Here is a 12162-nt window from a genome sequence, read left to right on the forward strand (position 1 = left end):
ATTCAAAGGTGGAAAATTCCAGTTCGCAATGGCCCGAAAATCGGGGGGAAGGTCAAAACCACCCTTGCCCAAAAAACGATCAACGGCGGCGCGGATCGTGAACGTGAACCAAAGATGCGCCCGCTGCGTCGGATGTCGCAGGCGCCATGCGGTTACAAAATTAGGTCGCCGTCGCTCAAGGCATCCCAAGTATCGCAAATCCCGAACCCGCCGTTCGTGCCGTGCACTGCCGACGGCAGGGGAGAGCCAGATTGCACGTTTATTGCGGCGGGCAATGATGTCGGCTTCAGTTGGACGGTTCACTTTGGACAAATATGATAATCGAGTTCATAGTAGCTTTTCCCATGTCGCAACCTTTTCCTCTTAATTCCGAGCCGACGGCAGCGTCAGATGACTTTGAAGAAAGAAAACCGGCTGATGACCTAAATCAAGCCTGAGACCACATGCCTGACCGCGCGCGAACCGGACCAACAGCATGCAAGATCTTTCGCTTCCAATCACAACTTTTCTCGCCAGCAGCTTGCTGGGTAGGCTATTGATTCTCAGCTGGAGGGTGATCAGGGCCAGGCAATCTGGTGGTCCTTCACTCGGAGATGATGGCGACAAAAGCCTTCAGCGGAAAATCCGCGCTCAGGCCAACCTCGCGGAATACGCGCCGCTCTTCGTTGTGCTCATTGCGATTCTCGAACTGCAAGACGGAAATTGGATAATACTGACAATTCTATCCCTGATGTTTCTGGCTGGCCGTCTCGCCCATGGCTATGCGCTCGCATTCACGCAGCGCAACGTGACGGGTCGCTTAGGCGGAATGGGTCTAACAATTGCCGCGGCTGCTCTTGCCGTGATCCACGGGTTTGCGGTCATGGTTTTTTGAGGCGCGCGGAGGTCACGAAGGACGACTCCGAGCCCGCAGTGTATTGTCGGATGGATCGATAAGGCCGTCAGAAGAGTGCCGTCCTAGAAGGTTCCTGTTATTATGCAAGTGACACAAATCTAACTTGACTTGGGTGCGGATCAACATTGAGCAGAGGTTGAGAGCTACTCACGGCGACTGTGTCCGCAATGAGTTAATTCGCGCGGCTAACGAATTTGCATCAACAGTGAGTGTCAGCAAAGCGGGTTCAACTGTAGCATAACAGCGTGGTGTCGAGTGTCCGGTTTGAGCCGCCGCCCGAGCGACTAGGAGAAGACATGCGCGACTTCGCGCGCCGAGTATCGTTCGGGGCCTTCGACGTGCCGAACGCCTGTGTCGGACACGGGCGTTGTCAATCGGCGCGCTGCCACATCACCCAGATCGGAAGGCGCAACTATGGGTAAGATCAGATCGACGGGAAAGAAGCGGGGTAGCGGGATCTGTCGCAAAGTTTCAAGGTTGATGCCGGGGTTGCAGCGATTTTTGCTATCGCCGGCCCTGCATCGATCACGACGGTATCCGTATGATTTCGTTTCAGGGCGCCCAATTCCCAAAGCCTGTGATCCTATAAGTGGCCTATTTCTATGTGTGGTACGGCGTGTCATATCGTGATCCGGAAGAGATCATGGCGAAAAGGAGCGTGACAGTTGATCATGCGACCCTGAACCGGTGGGTGATAAAATACGCCTCCGATTCCTCAGATGGCTCGTAAAAGGAAGACCAATACAGCAGAATTTTGGCGCATGGACGTGACCTATGTGAAAGTTCGCGGTGAATGGGTGTATTTGTACCGCGCTGTCGACCGCGATGGTCAAACCCTTGAGTTCAGGCTGTCATCGAAGCGAGACACCCCGCAGCCAAGAAATTCCTCCCAATGTGCTGTGTCACAACGGTATCCCAAATCGGATCACTGTTGACAAAAGTTGCAGCAACGCCGCCGGGATCAAGGAGGTGAATAAGATTTTCAAACGTTTACAGATACCTGTTGCGATAGGCACTGTGAGATCAAAACATGTGAACAACATGATCGAGCAGGATCACCGGTTCATCAAGTGGCTCACGAGACGGATGCTCGGCTTCAAAAGCTTCACCTCAGCTGCCGCGACATTCGAGGGCATCGAAGCGGCAAACATAATCCGCAAAGGTCAGCTCGAAACTTCGACAAGCGGATTCTGTCAATTTGCAGACCGCGCTGGATGAATTCGCCTAATCAGAGTGGTAGATTTCAACCACACGAGAGCTTGCGACAGATCCACACGCGCTTGCAGGAATCCTAAACGGCAAAAGGTCTGAGCCGTTCCACCTCTGATCGGTATGGGGACGCGCCTTCGGGTAACTCTGGAACGATTACCGCGTCTTCAAATCTCAGCTGTTTCAAAAGAACCGGCACCAACCGGCGGTATGCAGCCAAAATTGATCGGTCTGGTGCCGGGAGTTCATGCCTGATCAATTCGTGAAGCTCCGGCAACCGATAATAGGGCACCATCGTGAACATATGATGTTCTGTATGGTAATTCATGTTCAGGTAAATGAAGCGACTAACCGGGTTCATTAACACCGTGCGCGTGTTGAGGCGGTGGTCGGTTACGTTCTCGGCAAGGCCCAGATGTTGCAAAAGTCCGGTCATCACATGATGCCAGGCTCCATAAAGCCTGGGCAACCCGATCACCATCAGCGGCAGGATAGAACCTATCCATAACGCCAAGCCGATGGTGCAGAGGTAGATGACGATCCAAATACGGGCAATCTTAAAAACCTTGGGGCGATCTTCGTCCCGAACGTAGGTGGCCTCATCCGCATCAAGCCTGCCACTGGCGTGCAAAAGCATGCGTCGAACGGACTCGAGAACATCCATCACGCCAAGGAAATTGAGCGCGATCCTCAAGAGATCAGGGGGACGCATTGCGACGATCTCGGGGTCGCGTCCCACGATGATTGAATCTGTGTGATGTCTTACATGGCTCGCCCGCCAGACCACCGGGTTGCGTATGATCATGAAGCTCGCGATTTGATAGACAAAATTGTTCATCCACGGTGTCCTGAAGGCAGTCATGTGACCACATTCATGCCAGCGAGAGTCGGATCCGGAGCCATACAACACGCCGTAGGCCAGCCAGAACGGCAGCGACCACAGTGACGGCCAAAGGGCAATCGCGATGCCCGCGAAAAGGACCATCGCACCAAGCCAGAGCGCCGTATCCCTCAACGCAATCGCATCCGATTTTTTCATCAGCGCCCGTATTTGTTGCGGGTTCACTTTGGGACGAAACCACGATGGGTGCGCAAGACCGCGTTCAACTGCGACGCGCCCGGCTTGGCCAGATAAAGAGTAGTCTTTTGCCATTCCAAAAAGCTAGCGAACGCAAATCTCGCTGTCAAAACGACGAGAATGGTCCGATTTGCGCAGGCAACAGAAATGGTCAAACAGGCTATGAGACGACCTGCTGCGATGCGACGCCTGCACTGCAGTTGGAGAGTTGACCAACAGAATCGCGCGCGTGTTTTCTGGATCGGAGGGCGCAAAGCCACTCGAAACGATTATCTCCGCGTTCGCTCACAAGCTTGTGGTCCTGGCCAACGCTCTGTGTCAGGCGCGCCGGAACTGGAGCGCCTGACCCGCCTGAAAGATGCAGGTGCCAATTGAGGTTTTCCATGACACCGACGCAACGCACACAAGACCGCTGACGTCGAAGCGTCTGCCCCTTATTCAGTAGCCTTCATTTCGGTCACGATATTGATCGTGATCGGGCCTGTCGAAAAACCGCCAACGCCATACGACATATGATCCTCAATCACGGTGGACGCAGCAAAAGCCGCCCAGTCGCCTTTGTAGTATTCGATCGCACCGCCAAGAGGGTGCTCACCAAGGTGTGTAAGAGTTGCCTCCAGCGTTACCGGTTGGGTCGTGCCGTGAATGGTCAGATCGCCGGTGATATTGGCAGTGTTTTCGCCCGTCCTTTCGATGCTGGTACTGGCAAATGTGATCTCCGGATAGGTTTCAACCTCGAGGAAATCAGCGCTTTTCAGGTGATCGTCGAGCGGGCCGAACCCGGATGACAGGCTGTTTGCAGCGATGGTGACATTCAGGGACGCGGCCTCGGGGTTTTCGGGGTCAAGGTCCAGAGTGCCATCGGCAACCGTAAATTCCGCTGACTGAACCGAGACGCCCGCATGGCTCCAACTGAACTTAACCTCGGTATGCCCCTGGTCGGTCTTGTAGGTTTTGGCGGCAATGGGGGTCGCGACCAAACACGCCGCAGTGATTGCTGCAAAGGGAAGCACTGTCTTGAGATTTCTCATTGGGACCCTCTTTCATAGGTTGAACGGCAGTTATGAATCATCGACGCTCGCATAAGCGTGTAGTGTCTGTTGGTAAATTAGATGATAATGCATCTAAATTTGCGATGCTACAACGAAGACAATCATTCAAGTAATAGTCGCGGACTCGTGAAGCATGACGCCGACAAAAGAAGAAACAGACCTCTGGATCGCTCTCAATCTGTCGCACCGGCGCGTTCATCGGGAAATGGAACACGCGCTCGCCTCGGCGGGGCTGCCGCCTTTGAAATGGTATGACGTTCTTTGGGCGATTGAAATGGCGGGCGCCGGAGGTGTGAGGGCCAGTAAGCTGAAGGACTGGCTTTTGTTTGAACAATCCAGCCTGTCGCGGGTGTTGCGCAGCTTGATTGAACGCGGTTTGGTCAGTGAGTCCGTTTGCGACGTGGACAAGAGGGCGAAAACTCTGAAGGTCACGACCGAGGGCGCGGAGTTGCGGCTGAAGATGTGGCGCATATACGGTGAGCAGATACACCTGCATATGAAAAAGGTGACCGACATCGAAAGCTCAGGCGCGCTTTTGCATGCACTCCGCTCACTTCTGACCCAGGATGAGCCGATAATCCGTGGATCCGAAAAATGATGGTTGCGCTGCCGGCGAGACTGTCACCGGGGCTGCGACGCATCCGCAGTCGGTTTGGAGCCCGCTTCTCGAGACGGCAGCACGGCAAAGGTCGGCTCTTCAAGCGAGTACGGGCCAATTACCCACATTCCAAGCAGGAACCGGTTTTTAGGGGCACACGGCGGTGAGAAGAAGAGATGTGGTTGTTGCCGGGGGAGTCTTTGGCGCCATGAGTTTGACAGGACAGACCTTTGCCCGATACCGTGACGGGTTTTTCGTCCCGCCCGAGGACACGCGGCATCAGCGCACATTCATGCAATGGCCCGTCAATCGCCGCGTCTATCCAGACCCGGTGTTCCTCGATATGGCCCAACAAACCGTTGCAGATATCGCCAACGCGATCTCGGACTTCGAGCCGGTCACGATGCTGGCCGCACAAAGCGATCATACAGGCGCGCGGAGCAAGCTGTCGCACAAGGTCGAGCTTTGGGATATTCCTACCGAAGATCTGTGGTGCCGGGATGCCGGGCCGATTTTCGTAGTGGATGGCTCGGGCAATCTCGCCGTCAGTCACATCCAGTTCAACGGCTGGGGCGAAAAACAGGTCAATGCGCGCGACTCTCAAATTGCCAGGCTGGTTGCCGAGCGTTTGGACCTGGACTTGCGACCCACGGGCCTGCGCGGCGAGGCTGGCGGCGTTGAACAGGACGGCCACGGGCTGTTGCTCGCCGATGAAAGCTCATGGAACAACGACAATCGCAATCCCGGCCTGTCGCGCGATGAGATCGAGGAACGGCTGTTGCGCGCCTACGGGGCAGAGCGGATGATCTGGTCCGATGGTGTCTGTGGAGAGGACATCACGGACTACCACATCGACGGCCTTGCGCGGTTAACCGGTCCTGGTCGTGGGCTGATCAATCTGCCCGACGATCCCGATATGGAGGATCCGTTTCATATCGCAGCACTGGGCACTCTCGACCGTCTTGTGGCGGCCCGGCTGGACATCGACGTGATCCCCGAGCCACACTACCACCGCGTGCACAGCATAGATTTCGTGGCCTCCTATGCGAACTACTATGTCTGCAATGGGGCCGTGATTGCGGCGCAATTCGGAGATCGTGAGACGGATCGGATCGCGAAAGATGCCTTAAAGCGGCATTATCCGGGGCGAGAGATCGTGATGCTCAATGTTGATCCCTTGGGCGAGATGGGCGGCGGTATTCACTGCGCAACACAGCAAATGCCTGCCGCATGAGCGGGTGTTTCGGAAACTTCAAAAACAAGCCTCGAGAGGGCCATTTGAGCAGTCGATGTTGGCGCGTCCACCGTTCCAGATCCGATTTGAGGATTTCGAACGTCAGGCGCGGTCAGAACGACAGTCAACTGTAGCCCGGATTGCGGTCATTCGGTAGCTCGGAATCCGGCAGATCCGACGCTGCACTTTCGCCGCAGTCAGGCAGAACAGGCGAAACGTGGGACCAAGTGAGTTTTTGCTGCAAGCACACGAATGTCGACCATAGGGCAGCTTGCGTAGCATGAGAGGACGACGATTATTGGTTACCGGCAATCTGGGCAAGAACGCTTTTTGCGGGTTCTTACCGTAGATATGAGACAGATTTACCAGATATGCGGATGAACTGTGTTATGCGCTGCCGACGGGAGGGGGCCGCAAGAACTTCAGAGGAATCCTCTCAATGCCTTACATGTTGCGCGCTGCCATCGTCTCATTTCTCACGCTTCTGTCGACTACTGAGCAGGCCGTCGCGACTCGTAATATTCAGGAAAGTCAAAATGCGCTGGCCATTGCAGGATTCAACCCGGGACCCGAGGATGGGATCGAAGGCAGCGCGACCTGTCGGGCCATCAGCACATTCCAGATTACCAATGGACTGCAGGCGACAGGCGAACGGAATGCAGCGAAATGCGCCGCCTTGCATTCGAGAAGCGCAGCCCCAGATACCCGCAATCCTCCCGACGAGAACCTGCAGGACCTACCATCAGTGCTGCCCCGCTATGGTGTATTTTGGCAAGGCAGGCGGGATCCCCGGCCCAAGAACTAACGCTGCACTTGAGGCGCTGGCGCGAAGTCTGGGAGCGCGGACTTGCCAAAAGAAGCTGAACTTGTCGCGTTTGTCGACGAGGATATCAAAGCGCGCAAACGCCGGTTAAACGCCTGGCTCGACAATTTCGGCGCCGGCATAAAGAACATAAAACAACGCGCGAACCTGGACGAAATAAAGCCACCGTTGGGCCCATAATTCGGATCCTGCAACCGCGCCCACATTGCCGGCATTCGCTGCGACCGCAAGGTTTGGGACTGATCGAACTCACACAATTCGGACGAAGCGGAATTCCCAAATCCCTTCTTCACCGACCGGGCTCTGGCCAAAGGACCGCTCTTGCCCCTATGCCTCGCCTGATGCAAACTTGTGCGTGGAGGAGGAATTTCTGTTTCACCGCAGGGTCTGCTGCCAAAAGGACCGGCGCGGCGACGTGTTTTGGGAGGAGTGAGTCATGACATCCAAGACTGCAGGTTCCACACCACCGGACAATCTGACGCCACAGCCGCCGGGCCGCCCCGCAGTCAACAAGGTGACGGTGGATGATATCACTGAGTCACTGAAGGCCGGGTTTTCCGACTTTCTGGCGCGCCCTGTCATGGGCGGCTTCTTCGGCCTGTTCTATGCGGTGTTCGGAATCCTGCTTGTTTGGTGCCTGTTCTGGCTGGGTAAGATCTGGATGGTCATTCCCGCCGCGATAGGCTTTCCGCTTGTCGCGCCTTTTGTTGCCGCCGGGCTTTACGAGATGTCCCGCCGGTTGCAGAAGGGAGAGAGCTTCGGCTGGTCTGAAATCCTCACGGTCATGGCCAATCAACGCAAGCGTGAAATGGGCTGGATGGCCTTTGTCACCCTGTTCGTTTTGTGGGTATGGTTTTACCAGTTTCGGACTTTGCTGGTGATCATCCTGCAAGATTCGTCCTTTTCGGATGTGGACGGGTTTTTGAACACCGTATTCTTCACACCGGAAGGCTGGACCTTCCTTGCAATTGGCACCTGCGCAGGCGCATTTCTGTCGGCTGCCCTCTTCTCGGTGACCGTCGTTGCCATGCCCATGCTGCTGGACCGAGAAATCGATTTCATTTCTGCAATGTTGACGTCCATTCGCGTCGTTCAGGAAAACCCCGTGGTCATGCTCGCCTGGGCGGCGGTTATCACCGTTACCATGCTGTTGTCGCTGGTTCCGGCATTTCTGGGCCTGATTTTCACCCTGCCGATCCTCGGCCACACCACATGGCATCTCTATCAGCGGGCCGTGTCCCCAGCGGAGGGGTGATCCGCGATACGTTTGGGCCGAGACTTTCTCCGGCCGCAGAACGCGTTTTACTCAATTGCCTAAGATTTGCGAGGTCCGCTTCTCTAATGGGCGTCTTGGTCAAGATCGTGGGATTTTGTTGCTAGGTTTCTTGCTGACCGAATAGATCACGCCGGACAAGCTGGTTAGCCGTCAATGGCTCAGATGAAATATGCATGTGAAATACACTATTGCAACAATGCATCAAATACAGGCTTAGCAAGGCCGCTCAAAAAGGTGCTGTAGGTTGAGTTAAATTTATTAATATATGGTTAATTTATCGGCACTTAAGTCGGCGCAATTAGTCATTTTCTTTGATTTATGCGGAGCGATCAACAAAATGCGTTTCCAAATACGTCCTGAACTCCTTCAAGAAGAAAAGTATCCCTGGTCAATTTCCGCTAGAGGTGGCAGTGGCTTCACTTTCCAGTTGGATAGTTCTCGTGTTTTACGCTCCTCATTATCATTGAACTCGCCCCGGAATTCTGCTTCGGGCACTTCGCCGGTCGTCCGTTGGGTTCTCATGATCGCCCTGATTTTGACCGGACATGCGCGCCTTGCCGAAGCTGCGGATGAATGCGGGGCCGAGGCGCCCGGCGCTGATACGATATCCTGTCCCGCAGGCACCTATTCGGCCGGCATCTCCTACTCCAACTCGGACGGGCTGACGCTGGTTCTGGATAATCCCGGGATCGATACTACGACCCGGGGCGTGTCGGTCGTATCGGATGGGACGACGAACGAAACCGTGTCGGTTGTTGGAACCAATTTCGGATCCATTTCGGCCGCGGCTGGCAGTGGCATTCTCGCCCGAAGCACGGGCGGCGGCGCCGATGCAGTTGCGGAAATGTCAGCAGGTGCGATGACCACAACGGGACGCCGCGGGCACGCGTTGAACGCCGACAACGCAGGCGGGACGACAGGTGACGCTATCGCGCGACTGCATGGTGGAACAATCGAGACGTTCGGTTTCAACGCAGTTGGCATACAAGCCCGTACATTCGGCTCTGGAAATACCATTGTCGAAATGACGGGCGGGTCGATCGTGACGAATAATCGCGCCGCGTACGGATTCGATTCATTCCAGCGTGGTACCGGCGATGCCTCGATTAACATGTCCGGCGGCAGCGTTGTCACAAATGGCCTTTCTTCGAGAGGTATCAAAACCGGTACGAATTCGAACGGCAACGTCCTTTTACAGATGAGCGGCGATGCATCGGTAACGAAGCATGGCGGCAACGGCGCCTATGGTCTTGAGGTGAGAAGCAATTCATCCACCTCCACCAGCCCGATTACCATACAGATGGACGGCGGAACCGTTACCACCACCGGTGACAATCTGAGCCACGGCGCCCACCTGATCCACCGAGGTTTCGGAACTGCGACCCTTCAGATGTCCAATGGATCAATTTCGACGACCGGAACCAGTAGCAATGGCGTACACGCCCAGACAAACGGAAAAATCGTTGTTCATTTGGGGGACGGTTCTGTCTCGACCGGCGGAACGGAGAGTGATGGCGTCAATGCCGTGACGCAGGACGATATCGACATTCAGTTGGGCGGTGGATCGATCTCCACAACCGGAACCGACAGCACCGGTGTTTATGCCGAGACGCAGAGTGATATCGCGGTTGAGATGGGTAGCGGCTCAATTTCCACCGCAGAGGCCAATAGTGTCGGCGTTTATGCCGAGGCACAGGGCGATATCGACATGCAACTGAACGATGGTGCGATTTCCACACTCGGAACCGACAGCATTGGTGCCTATGCCGAGACACTGGGCGCTATCGCGGTTCAGTTGGGTAACGGATCGATTTCGACTGCAGGAGCCAATAGTGATGGCCTTCACGCGGAGACGCAGGGCGATATCGACATGCAGTTGAACGGCGGTTCCGTTTCGGCGGCGGGAGCCGATAGCAACGGCATATATGCCGAGACACAGGGTGATATCAGTCTGACACTGAACTCAAATCTGATGGGTGGCAGCGGAAACGCTTATTCGATCTATACAAGTACGGCGGCCGACAAGCAGGTAACGATCGTTCTCGACAGCGCATCCAACGTCAGCGCCGCTTCGGGACTGGCCTTGTTCAATAACGAGAGCAACTCCGACACGCGCGTAAACCGTGGTGCGGTCGTTGCCGGCAGTTTCTCCCTGAATGATGGGGAGGATTTACTCGCGTTTACCGGAACGGATTTCTCGGGGATTACCGGTCTCGACGGTGGCGATGATGTGTCGGCTGCCGATGGATGGGTTGACACCCTGACATTGACCGTTGTGACCGCGACACTGGATGGGTCCACGGTCAACAACTGGGAGACGATCTCACTGAACGGTGGAGGATTGACCTTTTCCAACGGTGCTCTGACCACGGGTTCAGAGACTGGCGTGGGCCTTTACCTCAATTCCGGAGCGATCCTGAATGCCGGCGGCGGTTTTGCTCTGACAGGCAACATGTACAACAGCGGCGCGCTGTCGGCTCAGGATGGGAATGCCGGTGATGTGATCGCAGTGTCCGGTTCGTATGTGGGGTCGGGCGCCCTCAATCTGGACATAGATTTTTCGACGGACACGGCGGATATCTTGCAGGTTCAGGGGGACGTGTCCGGGTCAACAACCCAGATCGCCGTCGATGACGTTTCGCTCGGCGAAGCAACGGGAAACGACATTGTCGTCGTCGAAGTGGCAGGTGGTACCGATGCCGGTGATTTTGAACTGGCCGGGGGATTGGTGTCATCCGGCGCATATTCTTATCTGCTCGGATTGACCGGATCGAACTGGACTCTGAGTAGTTTCAGCAGAATTGACGCAAGCCTCTACAATGCCGCCCCTATGGCCGTGGCATCGTTTTCCAGACTCCCGACGTTTGAGCAGCGCGTAAGTTCGAGGTTCCGCTTTGTTCCTGGTGGCTCGGAAGACGACCAGGTAAGTCAATCCGCCATTCGAATTTCGCCAGTTCCGGCATCTGCAGAGGAGCAAATTGGGCTTTGGGCAAGAGTTGTCGGTGATCGGAGCCAGACAACACTGTCTGGTACCAACACATTCGGGCATACATCAACCATTGGCTATCTGCAGTTCGGAGCGGATTTCGGCTTGCCACACGGGCGCCTTGGACAGTGGGTGCTGGGTGCCAATGCAAAGATCGGACAACTGGATTCCTCGATCGAGACAGCGTTCGGTGACGGCTCATTTGATGCGGACGGATACGGAGCTGGGTTGAGCGCAACCTGGTATTCAGTCAGCAACGAATACATCGACATTCAATTGCAAGCCGACAAGTTGACAGGCGACTTTACCTCATCAAGTAGCGGAAGCCTGGCAAGCGATATCGATACCAGAACGCTCTCTGCCAGTGTCGAAATCGGAAAGCGCATTCCAATCTCTGACCGGGTGGCCCTGATACCGCAGGCACAAATTTGGGCCGGACGGTCCGACATTGACGATTTCATGGATAATCAGGATGTGCCTGTGGTACCCGGCATTTATGATTTCGCTGTTGGCCGAGTGGGGATGGCCTATGAATTCACGGACCAATCAGCCGCAGGCGACAAGAATCGAAAAGCGTATCTGATTGGAAATCTCCTTCGCGAATTCTCCGAGGATGGCGCGGTTCGGGTAATGGGTGTAAATCATGCGGCCACCGTTGAAAACCGGACATGGGCAGAGATCGGTCTGGGCGAGTCGCTGCAGTGGGATCAAAGCACCCAAATCTATGCTGAGGGCGCATATCGCGCAGCGCTCGGTGGCAGTGCATCCGATAACTACGGCGTCAGCGTGAACGCAGGACTCCGTTTGAACTGGTAATGCCTTTCTATCGGATCGCACCATCAAAACCTGGGATAAAACACCTAAACTTGGTCAAAAGGGCAGTCGTTGGGGCCGGCCCAGAGCGACCCTTCGCCCGCCAGGCCCCCGCCGCGGCGCTGCCTCTTCCAAGCGGACGCTAGGGTCAGGATTCATAACCAGTAGATGACGGTTGCTGCGAGTGCGATGGCGGAC

General features: G+C 55.5%; 10 protein-coding genes and 1 pseudogene. 9 read left to right on the forward strand and 2 right to left on the reverse strand.

Translation table 11 applies throughout. From position 1 onward, the window contains the following. The 3 genes and pseudogenes from GOX53_RS29655 to GOX53_RS27665 all read left to right on the forward strand — a co-directional run. On the forward strand, positions 1–318 hold a 318-nt coding region (locus GOX53_RS29655; protein ID WP_217351973.1), incomplete at its 5' end, for a hypothetical protein. A 157-nt stretch (positions 319–475) separates the two neighbouring features. After that, a complete protein-coding gene (locus tag GOX53_RS27660; protein WP_171182100.1) occupies positions 476–874 on the forward strand; it encodes an MAPEG family protein in 399 nt (132 codons plus the stop codon). Positions 875–1484: 610 nt separating this feature from the next. Beyond that, a pseudogene (locus tag GOX53_RS27665) lies at positions 1485–2113 on the forward strand (IS6 family transposase). A 73-nt stretch (positions 2114–2186) separates the two neighbouring features. Here the strand turns inward: GOX53_RS27665 and GOX53_RS27670 are convergent. After that, on the reverse strand, positions 2187–3257 hold the full coding sequence (locus GOX53_RS27670; RefSeq protein ID WP_171182101.1) for a fatty acid desaturase family protein: 1071 nt from the start codon (positions 3255–3257) through the stop codon (positions 2187–2189). Positions 3258–3616: 359 nt separating this feature from the next. After that, on the reverse strand, positions 3617–4213 hold the full coding sequence (locus tag GOX53_RS27675; protein ID WP_171182102.1) for a YceI family protein: 597 nt from the start codon (positions 4211–4213) through the stop codon (positions 3617–3619). Between the two features lie 154 nt (positions 4214–4367). On the opposite strand from GOX53_RS27675, the gene GOX53_RS27680 reads away from it, so the two are divergent. The 6 genes from GOX53_RS27680 (at position 4368) to GOX53_RS27705 (ending at position 11967) form a co-directional block, all read left to right on the forward strand. Further along, positions 4368–4832, forward strand: coding sequence for a MarR family winged helix-turn-helix transcriptional regulator (locus tag GOX53_RS27680; protein WP_171182103.1), 465 nt, complete (start codon positions 4368–4370; stop codon positions 4830–4832). Between the two features lie 208 nt (positions 4833–5040). Next, a complete protein-coding gene (locus GOX53_RS27685) occupies positions 5041–6066 on the forward strand; it encodes an agmatine/peptidylarginine deiminase (protein ID WP_217351974.1) in 1026 nt (341 codons plus the stop codon). A gap of 439 nt (positions 6067–6505) precedes the next feature. After that, positions 6506–6871 carry a peptidoglycan-binding protein gene (locus tag GOX53_RS27690; protein ID WP_171182105.1) on the forward strand — a complete coding sequence of 122 codons (366 nt, stop codon included), beginning with the start codon at positions 6506–6508 and terminating at the stop codon, positions 6869–6871. A 42-nt stretch (positions 6872–6913) separates the two neighbouring features. Continuing rightward, a complete protein-coding gene (locus tag GOX53_RS27695; protein WP_171182106.1) occupies positions 6914–7069 on the forward strand; it encodes a hypothetical protein in 156 nt (51 codons plus the stop codon). Positions 7070–7325: 256 nt separating this feature from the next. Then, positions 7326–8144 (forward strand): DUF2189 domain-containing protein, encoded by an 819-nt coding sequence (locus GOX53_RS27700; RefSeq protein ID WP_171182107.1) that lies wholly within the window; start codon positions 7326–7328, stop codon positions 8142–8144. A 541-nt stretch (positions 8145–8685) separates the two neighbouring features. Then, on the forward strand, positions 8686–11967 hold the full coding sequence (locus GOX53_RS27705; protein ID WP_171182108.1) for an autotransporter outer membrane beta-barrel domain-containing protein: 3282 nt from the start codon (positions 8686–8688) through the stop codon (positions 11965–11967). Positions 11968–12162: the final 195 nt, after the last annotated feature.

Origin of the sequence: Ruegeria sp. HKCCD8929, assembly GCF_013031405.1 — a bacterium.
GTDB lineage: Bacteria > Pseudomonadota > Alphaproteobacteria > Rhodobacterales > Rhodobacteraceae > Ruegeria.

Bases quoted from the DNA above. Each gene is read 5' to 3' on its own strand.
- GOX53_RS27680 (WP_171182103.1), top strand. From the start codon at position 4,368: ATGACGCCGACAAAAGAAGAAACAGACCTCTGGATCGCTCTCAATCTG.
- GOX53_RS27670 (WP_171182101.1), bottom strand. From the start codon at position 3,257: ATGGCAAAAGACTACTCTTTATCTGGCCAAGCCGGGCGCGTCGCAGTT.
- GOX53_RS27700 (WP_171182107.1), top strand. From the start codon at position 7,326: ATGACATCCAAGACTGCAGGTTCCACACCACCGGACAATCTGACGCCA.
- GOX53_RS27690 (WP_171182105.1), top strand. From the start codon at position 6,506: ATGCCTTACATGTTGCGCGCTGCCATCGTCTCATTTCTCACGCTTCTG.
- GOX53_RS27705 (WP_171182108.1), top strand. From the start codon at position 8,686: ATGATCGCCCTGATTTTGACCGGACATGCGCGCCTTGCCGAAGCTGCG.
- GOX53_RS27675 (WP_171182102.1), bottom strand. From the start codon at position 4,213: ATGAGAAATCTCAAGACAGTGCTTCCCTTTGCAGCAATCACTGCGGCG.
- GOX53_RS27660 (WP_171182100.1), top strand. From the start codon at position 476: ATGCAAGATCTTTCGCTTCCAATCACAACTTTTCTCGCCAGCAGCTTG.
- GOX53_RS27685 (WP_217351974.1), top strand. From the start codon at position 5,041: ATGAGTTTGACAGGACAGACCTTTGCCCGATACCGTGACGGGTTTTTC.